Annotated in this window: 15 protein-coding genes; 5 read left to right on the forward strand and 10 right to left on the reverse strand. The window is 64.1% G+C overall.

What is annotated here, in order from left to right:
* Positions 1 to 65 precede the first annotated feature (65 nt).
* From kdpE to BCY88_RS18750, 10 genes are all read right to left on the reverse strand, one after another.
* Entirely contained in the window at positions 66 to 764 is a 699-nt protein-coding gene (gene kdpE / locus BCY88_RS18705; RefSeq protein WP_120345703.1) for a two-component system response regulator KdpE, read from the reverse strand.
* Complete coding sequence (locus BCY88_RS18710; RefSeq protein WP_120345704.1) at positions 757 to 3,591, reverse strand: DUF4118 domain-containing protein; 2,835 nt, start codon at positions 3,589 to 3,591, stop codon at positions 757 to 759. Before BCY88_RS18710 ends, kdpE begins: the two co-directional genes overlap by 8 nt.
* Before the next feature lie 150 nt (positions 3,592 to 3,741).
* Positions 3,742 to 4,320 carry a potassium-transporting ATPase subunit KdpC gene (gene kdpC / locus BCY88_RS18715; protein WP_120345705.1) on the reverse strand — a complete coding sequence of 193 codons (579 nt, stop codon included), beginning with the start codon at positions 4,318 to 4,320 and terminating at the stop codon, positions 3,742 to 3,744.
* A gap of 30 nt (positions 4,321 to 4,350) precedes the next feature.
* Positions 4,351 to 6,435 carry a potassium-transporting ATPase subunit KdpB gene (gene kdpB / locus BCY88_RS18720; RefSeq protein ID WP_120345706.1) on the reverse strand — a complete coding sequence of 695 codons (2,085 nt, stop codon included), beginning with the start codon at positions 6,433 to 6,435 and terminating at the stop codon, positions 4,351 to 4,353.
* 56 nt (positions 6,436 to 6,491) lie between these two features.
* Entirely contained in the window at positions 6,492 to 8,297 is a 1,806-nt protein-coding gene (gene kdpA, locus BCY88_RS18725; RefSeq protein WP_120345707.1) for a potassium-transporting ATPase subunit KdpA, read from the reverse strand.
* A complete protein-coding gene (kdpF, locus tag BCY88_RS18730; RefSeq protein ID WP_007583461.1) occupies positions 8,294 to 8,386 on the reverse strand; it encodes a K(+)-transporting ATPase subunit F in 93 nt (30 codons plus the stop codon). Before kdpF ends, kdpA begins: the two co-directional genes overlap by 4 nt.
* The gene (locus BCY88_RS18735) at positions 8,383 to 8,496 is read right to left on the reverse strand and encodes a potassium ABC transporter ATPase (RefSeq protein WP_120345708.1); all 114 of its coding nucleotides are present in this window, start codon (positions 8,494 to 8,496) and stop codon (positions 8,383 to 8,385) included. Before BCY88_RS18735 ends, kdpF begins: the two co-directional genes overlap by 4 nt.
* 260 nt (positions 8,497 to 8,756) lie before the next feature.
* Positions 8,757 to 9,731: a quinone oxidoreductase family protein gene (locus tag BCY88_RS18740; protein ID WP_120345709.1), complete on the reverse strand. Its 975-nt coding sequence runs from the start codon at positions 9,729 to 9,731 to the stop codon at positions 8,757 to 8,759.
* Between the two features lie 49 nt (positions 9,732 to 9,780).
* Positions 9,781 to 10,170, reverse strand: a complete 390-nt coding sequence (locus tag BCY88_RS18745; protein ID WP_115782284.1) for a methylglyoxal synthase — start codon at positions 10,168 to 10,170, stop codon at positions 9,781 to 9,783.
* A gap of 76 nt (positions 10,171 to 10,246) precedes the next feature.
* Positions 10,247 to 11,029 carry an SDR family oxidoreductase gene (locus BCY88_RS18750; protein WP_120345710.1) on the reverse strand — a complete coding sequence of 261 codons (783 nt, stop codon included), beginning with the start codon at positions 11,027 to 11,029 and terminating at the stop codon, positions 10,247 to 10,249.
* A 245-nt stretch (positions 11,030 to 11,274) separates the two neighbouring features.
* Between BCY88_RS18750 and upp the strand changes: the two genes are divergently transcribed.
* From upp to BCY88_RS18775, 5 genes are all read left to right on the forward strand, one after another.
* Positions 11,275 to 11,925: a uracil phosphoribosyltransferase gene (gene upp, locus BCY88_RS18755; protein ID WP_028196914.1), complete on the forward strand. Its 651-nt coding sequence runs from the start codon at positions 11,275 to 11,277 to the stop codon at positions 11,923 to 11,925.
* Between the two features lie 498 nt (positions 11,926 to 12,423).
* Positions 12,424 to 13,152: a YebC/PmpR family DNA-binding transcriptional regulator gene (locus BCY88_RS18760; protein WP_115782281.1), complete on the forward strand. Its 729-nt coding sequence runs from the start codon at positions 12,424 to 12,426 to the stop codon at positions 13,150 to 13,152.
* A gap of 254 nt (positions 13,153 to 13,406) precedes the next feature.
* The gene (gene purD / locus BCY88_RS18765) at positions 13,407 to 14,705 is read left to right on the forward strand and encodes a phosphoribosylamine--glycine ligase (protein ID WP_120345711.1); all 1,299 of its coding nucleotides are present in this window, start codon (positions 13,407 to 13,409) and stop codon (positions 14,703 to 14,705) included.
* Between the two features lie 239 nt (positions 14,706 to 14,944).
* A complete protein-coding gene (hemF, locus tag BCY88_RS18770) occupies positions 14,945 to 15,868 on the forward strand; it encodes an oxygen-dependent coproporphyrinogen oxidase (RefSeq protein ID WP_120345712.1) in 924 nt (307 codons plus the stop codon).
* Positions 15,869 to 15,918: 50 nt separating this feature from the next.
* Positions 15,919 to 16,647, forward strand: coding sequence for a nicotinate-nucleotide adenylyltransferase (locus BCY88_RS18775; protein WP_120345713.1), 729 nt, complete (start codon positions 15,919 to 15,921; stop codon positions 16,645 to 16,647).

The raw sequence follows: 16,647 nt of genomic DNA on the forward strand, positions 1-16,647 counted from the left end.
GCCGTCCCCGTTTGAAGCAGATGCGTAAGGTCGTCCTTACGATATGTAATTATATCAAATTCACGTCAAACCGCGCCAACCAGCCGGTAGCCCACACCCGTTTCCGTGACGATGTGCTCCGGTTGCGCCGGGTCGCGCTCCAGTTTGCCGCGCAAATGCGCCATGTAGATACGCAGATAATGATGGCTCTCCACATGGGAGGGTCCCCACACGTCGCGCAGCAATTGCCGGTGCGTCAGCACACGGCCCGCATGGCGCACCAGCGTCGCGAGCAGGCGGTACTCGATCGGGGTGAGATGGATGGCGGCGCCGTCGCGGGTCACCTGACGCAAGGCCAGATCGACCGTCACCGCGCCGAAGCGCACCAGCGGCGATTCATTCGCGCCACCCTGATTGCGGCGCCGCATATGCGCGCGAATTCGCGCCAGCAGTTCGGAAACGCCGAATGGCTTGGTGAGGTAATCGTCCGCGCCGGCGTCGAGCGCTGCGACTTTCTCGGTTTCCTGAGTGCGCGCCGACAACACGATAACGGGCAACTCACTCCAGCCGCGCAACTCGCGAATCACATCGAGACCGTCGGTATCGGGCAAGCCGAGATCGACGATGACGAGATCGGGTTTGCGCGTGGCGGCTTCGACGAGGCCTTGCTTGCCGGTCTCGGCGTCGTGCACGACGATGCCCTCGCCTTCCAGTGCTGTTCGCACAAAGCGGCGAATCTGCTTTTCGTCTTCAATCAGGACGACGGTGATGCTCGGGTCACTCATGGCTAGGCTTGGAAAGCAGGTTAGGAGTTGAGTCGCGCTCGGGCAAAACGTCGGCGTCTTCGTCTTCCAGCGCATCTGGCGCTTCGGGCGGCGTTTCCACCGGCAACGTGAACCAGAAGCGCGCGCCTTCGACGCGCCCGTCCGGCGACAGACGATTGAGCGCGCCGATTGTACCGCCGTGCGCTTCCACGATCGCGCGGCAGATCGCGAGGCCAAGGCCGATGCCGGGCTTGGCCGACTCCTTCTCGCCGCGCGTGAATTTCTCGAACACCCGCGCTTCCATGCCGGCCGGCAGACCGGGGCCGTTATCGTCGACCGCGACACGAACGAACGATTTGCCATCGGCGTCCAGACGCTGCGCGCCGATCGTCAACGGCGTATCCGGCGGCGTATATTTGGCCGCGTTCTCGAACAGGTTCGAAAAGAGCCGCTCCATCAGCACGGCATCCAGATGCAGCAGCGGCAAATCCGCCGGCAGCTTCACTTGCACCGGATGATTCGCCAGCACGCGCTTGCAGGCCCGCAGCGCGGCGCCGACCGTTTCCTCGAGAAGCGTCCATTGCTGATTCAGTTGCAGGCTGCCTGCCTGCAGGCGCGCCATGTCGAGCAGATTCGTGACGATGCCGGTCATGCGCAGCGCCTCTTCGTGAATCGCGTCGACGAGATCGTCACCGGGTTGCGCGCCAGGATGCGCTTCGCGCGATTGCGCCAGCATCGACGAGAAGCCGACGATCGTCGTCAACGGCGTACGCAGGTCGTGCGAGATCGCCGACAGCAGCGAATTGCGCAAACGCTCCGATTCCATATTGACGAGCGCGTCGCGCGCGATGTCGACGTAATGCACTCGCTCCAGCGCCAGCGCGATTTGCGCGGCGAATGCGTCGAGCATGCGTTGTTGCTCCGGCACGTCCAGCTCGCGCTCGTCGCGCATCACGACCGCGAGCACGCCACGTGTGCGCATTGGCGCCTTCAGCGGCAAGTACAGCGCGGCGGCGGCCGGCAGCGTATCGGTACCGTGTCCGGCCGGCTTCTGCTGATCGTAGACCCATTGGCCGACGTCGATATCGAGCATCTCGCCTTCGAGCGTGATCGTCGCGTCGGGGTCTTCGATCTTCTGCTTCACCTGATCGACACTGTCCGGCAACAGGATCGCGACACGCGCGCCGAACACTTCGCTGACATGCCGGCTGCCGATGCCGACGATCTGCTCGGTGGTCAGCGCCGCCGCCAGTTCACGCGCCATCGCATACATCGCGCCGGTGCGTTGCTCGCGACGCCGCGCGACGCTCGCCTCGCGGCGCAAGCTCGACGTGAGATGGCTGATGACGAGCGAGGTCAACAGCATGCCGATGAAAGTCAGCAGATATTGCGTATCGGACACCGACAGCGACATGCGCGGCGGCACGAAAAAGAAATCGAACGCGGCCACGCTCATGAACGACAGCACGACACCCGGCCCGCGCCCCAGCTTCACCGCCGTGAAGATCACGCCGAGCAGGTACAGCATGACAAGGTTGGTCAGATCGATATGGTCGATCAGCTGGCTCGACAGCAGCGTAATAGCCGCGCAAATCGCCAGCGCGAAACCGTAGGCGCGCGGCGGCGAACGGCGTTCGCGCGCCGTGCTCAGCGCTTCGCGCCATGCATTCGCCGTGGTGTTGAGCAGGCGGCGCTGCTCGCCGCCGTCGCGTTCCGACGACGCGCGAATCAGCGTGAGATCGAGATCGCCCGCGCGTTCGGCAATGCGCTCGCCGAGAGGCCGGCGCACCCAGCGCCTGAAACCCGTACGGGCCGACGCGCCGGCCACCAGCTTGGAGACGTTGCGCGCCTGCGCGTAGCCGATCAGCGCAGCGACCGCGTCGGTGCCTGCCAGCGTCGCGGTTTCGGCGCCGAGCTCGGCGGCGAGCTTCAGGGCGTTCAGCGTGCGTTCGCGGCGCGCGTCGGGCAAGCGCTGCAGTGCGGGCGTTTCCACATACACGGCGATCCAGTCGGCCTTCAGGCTGGCGGCGAGGCGTGCCGCCGCGCGCACCAGCATGGGCGCTTCGGGACCCGGACCGACGCACACCAGCAAGCGCTCGCGAGCCTGCCAGATCCGCTCGATCGAACGGTCGGCGCGATACTCCCGCATCTGCGCATCGACACGGTCCGCGGTGCGGCGCAACGCAAGCTCGCGCAGCGCGATCAGATTGCCCTTGCGAAAGAAGTTGCGCACCGCGCGCTCGGCCTGCTGCGGCAAATACACTTTGCCGTCGCGCATCCGGTCGAGGAGTTCCTCGGCGGGCAGGTCAACCAGCGTGACTTCGTCGGCGCGATCGAACACCCGGTCGGGCACCGTCTCCCAGACACGGATGCCGGTGATCTGGCCGACCACGTCGTTCAGGCTTTCGAGATGCTGGACATTGACCGTGGTGTAGACGTCGATGCCCGCGTCGAGCAGTTCGTAGACGTCCTGCCAGCGCTTCAGATGCCGTGCGCCCTGCACGTTCGAATGCGCGAGCTCGTCGACGAGAATCAGTTGCGGCTTGCGGGCAAGCGCCGCGTCGAGATCGAATTCGCCGAGCTTGCGGCCGCGATACTCGATCACCGCGAGCGGCAATACGTCGAGGCCTTCGAGCAGCGCAGCGGTTTCGCCCCGGCCATGCGTTTCGGCGATGCCGACCACCACGTCCGTGCCTTCGTCGGCACGGCGGCGCGCGGCTTGCAGCATCGCATAGGTCTTGCCGACGCCCGCCGAGGCGCCGAAGAAAATCTTCAGCCTGCCCCGTTGACGCTTTTCTTCGTCGCGTTGCAGCTTGTCGAGCAGTTCGTCAGGATCGGGGCGGTTCATGCTCAATGGTTTTCATGATAATGCGAGCGATAGTGCTTGCATGGTGGCACGGCAGAGGCCGCACCGCAAACGGCAATCGCAAATGGCGAAGGCGGCACCGCAGGGTCGCCGCCTCCTCGAAACACAGCCATCAACCACGCTGCCCGGCGCTCAGCCGTGTTTCATCTCGTCCAGCGCCAGATTCAGCTGCAACACGTTCACACGCGGTTCACCGAGCACGCCGAACTGGCGGCCGGTCGTATAACGGTCGACCAGCGCCTGCACATCGTTGGTGGCGAGCTTGCGCGCCTTGGCAACGCGTTCGATCTGATACGCGGCGGCCGCCGGGCTGATCTCGGGATCGAGACCGCTACCCGAGGACGTCACCAGATCGACCGGCACCGGCTTCGACATATCCGTGCCGGCCGCCTTCAACGCGTCGATACGGCCTTTGATTTCGTCGGTCAGCGCCGGGTTGGTCGGGCCGAGATTCGAACCGCCCGAGTTGGTCGCGTTATACGGCATCGGGCTGGTGGCCGACAGACGGCCCCAGAAGTACTGCGGCGCGTCGAACTGCTGGCCGATCAGCTTCGAGCCGACCACCTTGCCGTCCTTCTCGAGCATGCTCCCGTTGGCCTGGTTGTTGAAGGCCGCCTGACCGACCGCGGTCATCACGGCGGGATAAGCGAGTCCGGTGACAGCGGTCAGTACCGCGAAGATCACGATCAGCGGACGGAACAGATTTTTCATGACAGGTAACTCCTTTTAAGCTGCCGCTTCTCAAACCCAGCCGAACGCGGCCAGCACCATATCGATCAGCTTGATGCCGATGAACGGCACGATGATCCCGCCCAGACCGTAGACCAGCAGATTGCGGCGCAGCAGGATCGCCGCGCCCAGCGCCCGGTACTTCACGCCCTTGAGCGCCAGCGGAATCAGCAGCACGATGATCAGCGCATTGAAAATCACCGCCGACATGATCGCCGAGGCCGGCGTGGCCAGATGCATCACGTTCAGCGCATTCAGTGCCGGATAGGTGGTCGCGAATGCAGCCGGGATGATCGCGAAGTACTTGGCGACGTCGTTGGCGATCGAGAACGTGGTGAGCGAGCCGCGCGTCATCAGCATCTGCTTGCCGATCTCGACGATCTCGATCAGCTTGGTCGGATTCGAATCGAGGTCGACCATGTTGCCGGCTTCCTTCGCCGCCTGCGTGCCCGTGTTCATCGCCACCGCGACGTCGGCCTGGGCGAGCGCCGGGGCGTCGTTGGTGCCGTCGCCGGTCATCGCCACGAGCCGGCCTTCGGCCTGGTGCGAACGGATCGTGGCGAGCTTGGCCTCAGGCGTGGCTTCGGCGAGGAAGTCGTCGACGCCGGCTTCGGCTGCAATCGCCGCGGCCGTCAGGCGGTTGTCGCCCGTCACCATGATGGTCTTGATACCCATCTTGCGCAGTTCGGCGAAACGTTCCTTGATACCGCCCTTCACCACGTCCTTCAGTTCGATCACGCCGAGCACGCGTGCGCCCTGTTCGCCTTTCTCGGCGACCACCAGCGGCGTGCTGCCGCGGCGGGCCACTTCGGCCACTGCCGTGCTGACTTCGTTCGGGAAACGGCCGCCATTCGCTTCGACGTAGTTCTTCACTGCGTCGGCCGCGCCCTTGCGGATTTCACGGCCCGGCAGATCGACACCGCTCATCCGCGTTTGCGCCGTGAACGCCAGGAATTCGGCGTGCAGGGTGGCCATATCGCGTTGACGGATATTGAAGCGCTGCTTGGCCAGCACGACGATGCTGCGGCCTTCCGGCGTTTCGTCGGCGAGCGACGAAAGCTGCGCGGCGTCGGCCAGCGCTTCTTCAGTCAAGCCCGGTGCCGGCACGAACTGCGATGCCTGGCGGTTACCGAGCGTGATCGTGCCGGTCTTGTCGAGCAACAGCACGTCGACGTCACCGGCCGCTTCCACGGCGCGGCCCGAGGTGGCGATCACGTTCGCCTGCATCATGCGGCTCATACCGGCCACACCGATCGCCGACAACAGCCCGCCGATGGTGGTCGGAATCAGACACACCAGCAGCGCGACCAGCGCCGTGATCGTAACCACGTGCCCGGCCTTCGCGGCTTCGACCGAGAACATCGAGAACGGCAGCAGCGTGGCGGTAGCCAGCAACATCACGATCGTCAGCGCGACCAGCAGAATCGTCAGAGCGATTTCGTTCGGCGTTTTTTGACGCTTCGCGCCTTCCACCATCGCGATCATGCGGTCGAGAAAGGCTTCGCCCGGATTGGCCGTGACACGCACGACAATCCAGTCCGACAGCACGCGAGTGCCACCCGTCACCGACGAAAAATCGCCACCCGACTCGCGGATCACCGGCGCGGATTCACCGGTGATCGCCGATTCGTCGACTGACGCGACACCGTCGATCACTTCACCGTCGGCCGGAATCACGTCGCCGGTTTCGACCAGCACGACGTCGCCTTTACGCAGATCGGACGCCGTCAGAATGCGGATCGGCGACTTCGGATGCGGCTCGTTGAGCTTCTTGGCCATCACGTCTTTCTTCGCACTGCGCAGCGACGCGGCCTGGGCCTTGGAACGGCCTTCGGCGAGCGCTTCCGCGAAGTTCGCGAACAGCACCGTGAACCACAGCCACAAGGTGACCGCGAGAATGAAGCCCGCGGGCGCCTCGGCCTGGCCGCCGAGCGCGGCGATCCACAGAATGGTCGTGAGAATACTGCCGACGTACACGCAGAACATCACCGGATTGCGGAACTGCGTGCGCGGCGTGAGCTTCTTGAAGGAGTCCACGATCGCCGGGCGCACCAGCGCCGGGTCGAACATGGACCTCGTTGCATTATGTTCAGTCATTGAATCCTCGAATTTCCCGTTTGCGCGTGTTCACTCGTTGGGTCGCAAGGGCCGCCTCAGTGGGCGCCCATCATCATCAGATGTTCGACACCAGGTCCGAGTGCAAGCGCGGGCACATAAGTCAGCGCGCCAACCAGCAGCACCGTGCCGAGCAGCAGCACGACGAACAGCGGGCCATGAGTCGGCAGCGTGCCGCCCGTCACACCGATGCGCTTCTTGGCGGCGAGCGAACCCGCAATCGCCAGCACCGGGATGATCGTGCCGAAGCGGCCGAACCACATCGCGATAGCCGTGAGCCAGTTGTAGAACGGCGTGCTCACTGTCAGGCCGGCAAAAGCGCTGCCGTTGTTATTCGCGGCCGAACTGAACGCGTAGAGGATTTCAGAGAAGCCGTGCGCGCCAGGGTTGGCGATACCTGCCTTGCCCGCGTCGGTCAGCACCGCGATCGACGTGCCCACCAGCACCAGCAGCGGCGTGAGCAGCACCACGATCGACACCATCTTCATCTCATACGCTTCGATCTTCTTGCCGACGTACTCAGGCGTGCGGCCGATCATCAGGCCTGCCACGAACACGGCCAGCAGGGCGAACACGAGCATGCCGTACATACCGGAGCCCACACCGCCGAAGATCACTTCGCCGAGTTGCATCAGCAGCATCGGATAGAGACCGCCGATCGGCGTCAGCGAGTCGTGCGTATTCGCTACCGCGCCGCAGGAAGCCGCCGTGGTCGCTACCGTGAAGATGCCCGACTGGGCGATACCGAAGCGCGTTTCCTTGCCTTCCGCATTACCGCCCGACTGCAGCGCATTGGCCGACTGATCGACATTCAACGCAGCGAAGGCCGGATTGCCGCCTTGCTCCGCGCTGATTTCGCCGACCACGCATGCAGCAAATGCAATCGTCATCGCGGCGAGAACGGCGACGCCCTGTTTGCGGTCCGCGATCATGCGTCCGAACACCAGCGCCAATGCAGCCGGAATGATCAGGATCGAGAAGATCTGCAGGAAGTTCGAGAACGGCGTCGGGTTTTCATACGGATGCGCCGAGTTGCCGTTAAAGAAGCCGCCACCGTTGGTGCCGAGCATCTTGATCGATTCTTGCGAAGCAACCGGGCCCATCGCGATGGTTTGCGTCTTCACCGGCGTATCGACCGTGACCGGGTTGCCCTTCGCGTCCTTCACCGGGTTGCCTTGTGCATCGAGCTTCGGTGCGGCGTACGTGGTGGTTTGCAGCGTCGGCACGTCCTGATAGGCCTTGAAGTTCTGCACCACGCCCTGGCTCATCAGAAGCGCGGCGACGATTGCCGCCATCGGCAGCAATACGTAGAGCGTCACGCGCGTGATGTCGACCCAGAAGTTGCCGATGGTTTGCGTCGTGTGACGCGCGAAACCGCGAATCAGCGCGATCACCACCACGATGCCGGTCGCCGCCGACAGGAAGTTCTGCACGGTCAGGCCGAGCATCTGCGTCAGATAGCTGACGGTTTGCTCAGGCGTGTAGTCTTGCCAGTTCGTGTTCGACACGAAGCTGACCGCCGTATTGAAGGCGCCATCCACCGTCATCGGGCCGAACTGCTGCGGATTGCCAGGCAGCCAGCCTTGCACGCGCAGCAGCACGTAAAGGAACAGCACGCCGAGCACGTTGAACGCGATCGTGGCGATCGCATAGTGCTTCCAGCTCATTTCCGCCGACGGATCGACGCCCGCGATGCGATACAGCAAACGTTCGAGCGGGCCGCCAAGGCGCACCACGCGCGAGCTGCCATCCATCACGTTGCTCAGATAGCGGGACATCGGCACCGCGGCTGCCAGCAGCACGACGATGAAAAGGCCCGCTTGCAGGACATTGTTCGAGTTCATTCAATGTCCTCCGCGCGCAACAGCGCATAGACCAGGTACGCAAACAGCAGCGCGGTAGCCGCGCCCGACAACCAGAGAATCCAGTTCATGAGCGGGCTCCCTGGCCGCGCCGGAACTGCATCAACTTCTCGCAGCCGGCAATCAATGCAAAGGTCAGCGCGGAAAACAGCACCAGCCCCCCGACATACAGCACATCCATTTTTGTTCTCCATACACGGACTTTGGATAGGTGGAACGTTATGCCGAAGCGCGTAAAGGGTTGGTCAAAGATCTGAGACAGGGTGTAAAAATCGCGTAAACGGAAAAGGCCGTTCCATCGTGAGATGGAACGGCCTTGTGCCGATGGGGTGCGGGTTTGCGGCAGGGCGCGCCGACCGGTTTGCCAACCGGCGGGCGCGTCGTGGCGCTGTGGTTTTTACACCCGTGCGGTGCTTCGCGCCGCGCCCAGGGGGCTTGCGTTTACGGCAGCAGAATCGTCGAACCCGTGGTGCGGCGGCCTTCCAGATCGGCGTGCGCCTTGCCCACGTCCGCCAACGCGTAGCGCTGGTTGATGCTCGCCTTCACCTTGCCCGATACCAGCACGTCGAACAATTCGGCGGACATCGCTTCGTAGTCGCTGCGTTTGGCGATATAGGTAAAAAGCGTGGGGCGCGTAAAGAACAGCGAACCGCGTCCGGCGAATTCCGATGAGTCGATCGGCGGCAACGGTCCCGATGCATTGCCGAAGCTCACGAACATGCCGAGTGGTGCGAGGCAGTCGAGCGAACCCGTAAACGTGTCTTTACCGATCGAGTCGTACACCACCGGCACACCCGCGCCATTGGTGATCTCGCGCACGCGCTTCGTAAAGTTTTCGCGCGTGTAGACGATGGCGTGATCGCAGCCATGCGCCCTGGCGATCTCGGCTTTCTCATCGGAGCCGACCGTGCCGATCACCGTCGCGCCTAATGCTTTCGCCCATTGGCAAGCCAGCAGGCCGACGCCGCCGGCCGCGGCCTGGATCAGAATCGTGTCGCCGGCCTTCACCGGATAGGTACGGCGCAGCAGATACTGCGCGGTCAAGCCTTGCAACATGACGGAGGCCGCCTGCTCGTCGCTCACCGCGTCCGGCACCTTGACGACTTGCGCCGCCGGCAGCACGCGCTCCTGGGTGTAGGCGCCAGGAGGACGCGCCACGTATGCCACGCGGTCCCCCGCCTTGAGACCGCTCACGCCAGCACCGACCGCGGTGATCTCGCCCGCCGCTTCCATCCCGAGGCCACCCGGTAAGGGCAACGGATACAAACCCGTGCGGAAATACACGTCGATATAGTTCAGGCCCACCGCGGTCTGCCTGATGCGAATCTCGCCCGCACCCGGCTCGCCCACTTCGACGTCCACCCATTTCATCACTTCAGGGCCGCCGGTTTTATCGAATCGGATTGCTTTGACCATCATGTCTCCTTGGTTTGTGATGCCGATCGGCCGCACAGCATGCGTGCGCTCAGACCTGCTGCGTGAGGCGCAAAGTGAGCACGTCGAGAATCATGCGTGCGGTCGAAATATTGGTGGCGCACGGAATGTTGTGAACATCGCAGGCCCGCACCAGCGCATTGATATCCGGTTCGTGCGGCTGCGGCGTCATCGGGTCGCGCAGAAAAATCACCATGTCCACCCGCCCTTCCGCGAGTTGCGCGCCGATCTGCAGATCGCCGCCGTGCGGGCCGGACAACATGCGCTCGACCGTGAGGCCATGCGCGTCGCCGATACGTGTGCCGGTGGTGCCGGTTGCGATGATGTCGCAACGCCTGAGCGTATCGACGTATTCGCCGGCCAGTTTGACGATGTCGTCCTTCTTGTGATCGTGTGCGATCAGCGCAATGCGGGTGGTCATGACGTAAGACTCCTGAAACCGTTGTGATTGTCGTTGTTGTAGTGGTGGCGATGCCGGCGCTTCAAAGCGTGCCCGCTCAGAACGTACCGGGGTAAGCACCGCCATCGATCAGCCAGTTCTGGCCGGTGATGTAGCCGGCATGCACGCTGCACAGGAAAGCACAGGCGCGGCCGAATTCGTCGCGCGTGCCGAAGCGGCCGGCGGGGATCGTCTTCATGCGCTGCTGGCGCGCTTCGTCGACGGAAATGTGATGCGCCTTGGCTTGCGCCGTGAAGGTGGTGGCGATGCGGTCGGTGTCGAACAGCCCCGGCAGCAGGTTGTTGATCGTCACGCCCGCACCGGCCACCTTGCTACGCGCAAGCCCCGCCACGAAGCCGGTCAGCCCCGAGCGCGCACCGTTGGACAGGCCGAGCACGTCGATCGGCGCCTTGACCGCCGAACTCGTGATGTTGACGATGCGCCCGTAGCCGCGCTCGCTCATCCCGTCGATGGTCGCGCGGATCAGCTCGATCGGCGTGAGCATGTTGCTCTCCAGCGCGCGAATCCAGTCTTCTTGCGTGAAATTGCGAAAATCGCCAGGCGGCGGCCCGCCGGCGTTGTTGACCAGAATGTCCGGCTGCGGACAGGCGGCGAGCGCCGCGGCACGGCCTTCGGGCGTGGTGATGTCGCACGCCACCGTCTTCACTTCCACCCCGCTCTGCTTGCGGATCTCGGCGGCGGTCGCCTCCAGCGTCTCCACGGTGCGCGCGACGATTGTCAGGTTGACCCCTTCGGCTGCCAGCGCTTCCGCGCAGCCGCGCCCCAGTCCCTTGCTGGCCGCGCAAACCAGCGCGGTGCGTCCTGCGATTCCCATGTCCATGTGCGTATCCTTGTGGCGTAATCGTGGCGCGGGCGGCCCCGCGGTTGCCCCGCAGTTGCCCAACCGTTGCAAAGTTTCCCCCGATTCTAGAAGAATCGGTGCCGGACTGTGCCGGACCCATGCAATCTCCGGTATCTTCCGGCGCCACTCTTTCGGTAAACTTGCGCCGTGGTGCGTCCGCCGGCCGATTTCAGAGCGGGCGGCGCACCAAACCGATCCCTCTAGCCGCCGCTTGCGCCCCCGCCATGACTCAGGACAGCCGTTTTCCCAATCTTTTCATCCTCGATCACCCGCTGATCCAGCACAAGCTGTCGCATATGCGCGACCGGGACACCTCCACCCGCACGTTCCGCGAACTGCTGCGCGAGATCACGCTGCTGATGGGCTACGAGATCACCCGTAACCTGCCGATGACCACGCGCCGCATCACCACGCCGCTGGTCGACATCGACGCGCCGGTGATCGCCGGCAAGAAACTGGCGATCGTGCCGGTGCTGCGCGCCGGCATCGGCATGTCGGACGGCCTGCTGGAGCTGGTGCCGTCGGCGCGCGTGGGCCACATCGGCGTGTATCGTGCCGAGGATCATCGCCCGGTCGAATACCTGGTGCGCCTGCCGGATCTGGAAGACCGTGTGTTCATTCTGTGCGACCCGATGGTCGCGACCGGTTATTCCGCCGTCCATGCGGTGGACGTGCTCAAGCGCCGCAACGTGGCCGGCGAGAACATCCTGTTCCTCGCGCTGGTGGCGGCCCCGGAAGGCGTGCAGGTGTTCCAGGACGCCCATCCGGACGTCAAACTGTACGTTGCGTCGCTCGATTCGCACCTGAACGAGCACGCTTACATCGTGCCGGGTCTCGGCGACGCCGGTGACCGCCTGTTCGGCACGAAAAACTGACAGCAGGCCGAGAAAACCAGCGGCGGCGGGCGCAAAAACGCCGCCGCCGTTCGATTTCCGCGCTGTTTTCGCGCGGTTTCCCGCTATGCCCCCCTCTGCCCCGCCCTCACGCCGTGATAAAATTCGAATCCGCTCAAAGAGCGGCTCGACTTGCACTGCCACCCGGTGCATCGCGCCTTTACGCGGGATCTGCCGGAACCGGCACGCTTGGTGTGTCAAATGCGGCGCTAAATTCGGTGCCAAATGTGGCGCCAATGCGGCGCCGCTGAGCCCCCGCTGACCGCACTGCCCCGTCTCCAACCGCGCTGCCGGCTTCCGGCTTCGCTAGCTTGGCCTCGCGGGGCGCGATCAAGCTGATGAAGGCCTGACACCGGGCGGTCCGGCGCCGAGCGGTTTGACATCGAGGCGCAAGGTCGCAATCACACGCGTACGCGCCCGACATCGCAACGACAATTGCACTATGCGTGCGCCCCAATGGCGCGCGCGACGGAGAAAGGTATGGCGGGTCATTCGAAATGGGCCAACATCAAGCATAAGAAAGCAGCGGCCGACGCCAAGCGCGGCAAGGTCTGGACGCGGCTCATCAAGGAAATTCAGGTGGCGGCCCGCATGGGCGGCGGCGACATCGACTCGAACCCGCGCCTGCGGCTCGCCGTCGAAAAGGCGTACGACGCCAACATGCCGAAAGATAACGTCAACCGTGCGATCCAACGCGGTGTGGGCGGTGTCGACGGCGCAAACTACGAAGAAATCCGCTACGAAGGCTACGGCATCGGCGGCGCGGCGGTGATCGTGGACACCATGACCGACAACCGCACCCGTACGGTGGCGGACGTGCGTCACGCGTTCTCGAAGAACGGCGGCAACATGGGCACGGACGGCTCGGTGTCGTTCATGTTCGATCACGTCGGCCAGTTCCTGTTTGCCCCCGGCACGCCGGAAGACAAGCTGATGGAAGCCGCGCTCGAAGCCGGCGCCGACGACGTCCTCACGAACGAAGACGGCAGTATCGAAGTGCTGTGCCCGCCGAACGATTTCCCGAAGGTGAAGGCCGCGCTTGAAGCTGCGGGCTTCAAGGCCGAAGTGGCCGAGGTAACGATGAAACCTCAGACGGAAGTCGAATTCACGGGCGACGACGCGGTGAAAATGCAGAAGCTGCTCGACGCGCTGGAAAATCTGGACGACGTGCAGGAAGTCTATACAAACGCCGCGATCGCCGACGAGTGAGCGTGCCCCGGCGGCGTCTGGCGCGTGGATCGGTCGGCATCGAACCACCCGCCCACGCCGCCAGTTGGCCCTCGCGTTGCGGCTGAACGCGCGTTGGTCGAGCGTTGTTTGGGCTCTTCCACACCGCATCAACCCAGGTTCGCCATGTGCCCTGCGCCACTGTCCGGCTGCGGGCCCATTGCAAACCTTGCTGTTATTTCACGGCTGAGCGTGCTGCGTCAGCCGTTTATGGTTTTTAAGTCTCGGGGATTCACATGAAGTTACTCGTCGTCGGTTCCGGCGGTCGCGAACATGCGCTCGCATGGAAGCTCGCGCAATCGCCACGGGTCCAGCTCGTCTACGTTGCTCCTGGCAACGGCGGCACCGCCCAGGACGAGCGTCTGCGCAACATCGACATCACCGATCCGGCCGAGCTCGCCGATTTCGTCGAGAAAGAACAGATCGCCTTCACGCTGGTCGGACCCGAAGGGCCGCTCGCCGCGGGCATCGTCAATCTGTTCCGCTCGCGCGGTCTGAAGATTTTCGGGCCGAGCAAGGAAGCCGCGCAGCTCGAAAGCTCGAAAGATTTTGCCAAGGCGTTCATGAAGCGCCACGCGATCCCGACCGCCGAATACGAAACCTTCGCTGACGTCGCTGCCGCGCATGCGTATCTGGACGCCAAGGGCGCGCCAATCGTGATCAAGGCCGACGGCCTCGCCGCCGGCAAGGGCGTCGTGGTGGCGCAAACGCTGGAAGAAGCACACGCCGCGGTCGACATGATGCTGTCGGACAACAAGCTGGGCGACGCCGGCGCACGCGTCGTGATCGAGGAATTCCTCGCCGGCGAGGAAGCCAGCTTCATCGTGATGGTGGACGGCAAGCACGTGCTGGCGCTCGCCTCGAGCCAGGACCACAAGCGCCTGCTCGACGCCGACCAGGGTCCGAACACCGGCGGCATGGGTGCTTATTCGCCCGCCCCGATCGTCACGCCCCAACTGCATGCCCGCGTGATGCGCGAAATCATCCAGCCGACCGTGCGTGGCATGGAGAAAGAAGGCATCCGCTTCACCGGCTTTCTGTACGCCGGCCTGATGATCGACGCGCAAGGCAATCCGAAGACGCTCGAATTCAACTGCCGGATGGGCGACCCGGAAACGCAGCCGATCATGGCGCGCCTGAAAGGCGACTTTTCGAAGGTCGTCGAACAGGCCATCGCCGGCACGCTCAACACGATCGAACTGGAGTGGGACCGCCGCACCGCGCTGGGCGTCGTGCTCGCCGCGCACAACTATCCGGACACGCCGCGCAAAGGCGACCGGATTAGCGACATCCCGGCTGAGACCGATGATTCGGTAACGTTCCATGCCGGCACCACACTGGCGGACGGCAAGCTAACCACCTCGGGCGGCCGCGTGTTGTGCGTGGTCGGTCTGGCGGATTCGGTGCGCAGCGCGCAATCGGTCGCGTATGAGACCATCAACCAGATCTCGTTCGACGGCATGCAATATCGCCGCGACATTGGCTACCGCGCATTGAACCGCAAGCACGACGTCAAGACTGACGGCAAGCACTAAGCCCGCCCCACTCGCCCGCGTGTGGCGCCAACGGCGCTACACTGCGGGTTTTCGCGGCCGTTGCGGCGCCCACCGCACCATATGGGCGCGCGCCGGTTGACCGGCATTTCAGCCGGCCCGCATGACCGGAATGACCCTGGCGCCGCGCCTTCGCAGGACTATCCTGACAAAGGCCCGGCCCTCGCCCTTCCCGAAGAACCCGCGGCGCGACAAGCGTGCCGCCCTCAGCACCTGCATTCATGACCGATTCGAGCTTCGACGCACAGGCCGTGCGCAGCTGGCTGCAAGGCCTGCAAACGCATATCGCGGACACGCTCGGCGCGTTCGACGGCCAGCCGTTCGCGACTGACGCATGGCAGCGCGCCCCCGGCGAAAAACTGCGCGGCGGCGGCTGCACGCGGATTCTGGAAGGCGGCAACTTCTTCGAGCGGGCCGGCATCGGCTTTTCGGACGTCGCCGGCGATGCATTGCCGGGTTCGGCGAGCGCCGCGCGCCCGCAACTGGCCGGACGTGGTTTCGAAGCCATGGGCGTCTCGCTCGTGCTGCACCCGCACAATCCGCACTGCCCGACCGTGCATATGAACGTGCGTCTGCTGATCGCCACCAAAGCCGGCGAAGAGCCGGTGTTCTGGTTCGGCGGCGGCATGGATCTGACGCCGTACTACGGCTACGAGGATGACGCGCGGCATTTCCACCAGGTGTGCCGCGATGCGCTGCAGCCTTATGGCGCGGACCTCTACCCGAGTTTCAAGCGCTGGTGCGACGAGTATTTCTTCCTCAAGCATCGCAACGAAGCGCGTGGTATCGGCGGGATTTTCTTCGACGATTTCTCGGCGGCGGGCTTCGACCAATCGTTCGCGATGGTGAAGAGTGTCGGCGAGGGATTCCTCAAAGCGTATCTGCCGATCATCGAAAAGCGCCGCAACATTCCGTATGGCGAAGCCGAGCGGGACTTCCAGGCATACCGGCGCGGCCGCTACGTCGAGTTCAATCTGGTCTTCGACCGTGGCACACTGTTTGGGCTGCAAAGCGGCGGACGCACCGAATCGATTCTGATGTCGATGCCGCCTGTAGTGAACTGGCGCTACAACTGGCAGCCCGAACCGGGCACGCCGGAAGCGCGTCTTTACAGCGATTTTCTCGTGCCGCGCGAGTGGGTGTGAGGCGCTAAGCCCACGCCGCACACCACGCGACCACGACAAAGGATCTTCACCTGAAGCCGAACGCTCATCCTGTCGCCCTGCCTCGCCGGATCGGACTGCTCGGCGGCACTTTCGATCCGATCCACGACGGCCATCTCGCGCTCGCGCGGCGTTTCGCCGAGGTGCTGAACCTGACCGAGCTGGTGCTGCTGCCGGCCGGCCAGCCGTGGCAAAAAAAGGACGTGTCGGCCGCTGAGCACAGGCTGGCCATGACCCGCGCCGCCGCCGGCGCGTTAGTGCTGCCGGGCGTCACCGTGCGGGTGGCGACCGACGAGATCGAACACGACGGCCCGACCTACACGATCAACACGCTGCAGTTGTGGCGTGAACGCGAAGGTCAGGATGCGTCGATTGCGCTACTGATCGGCGCGGATCAACTGGTGCACCTCGACACGTGGCGCGACTGGCGTCATCTGTTCGACTTCGCTCACATTTGCGCGGCCACGCGTCCCGGTTTCGACCTTGCGTCGATTCCGCCCGTGGTCGCACAGGAAATCGACGCGCGCCGTGCCCGCGCCGACGTTCTGCAAGCCACGCCCTGCGGCCACTTGCTGATCGATACGACGCTTGCGTTCAACGTCTCGGCCACCGATATTCGCGCGCATCTGCGCGAACAGGTGACCCAACGGCTTGCCCTCGCGGGCGGCGAACAGCAGGACAAAGGCCAGGCCCGGGCCGCAAGCCATGTCCCCACCGCGGTGTGGGACTATATTCTTCAACATCATCTGTACCACCGGTAA

It is taken from the genome of Paraburkholderia fungorum (assembly GCF_003610895.1).
In the GTDB taxonomy this organism is placed as follows: domain Bacteria; phylum Pseudomonadota; class Gammaproteobacteria; order Burkholderiales; family Burkholderiaceae; genus Paraburkholderia; species Paraburkholderia fungorum_B.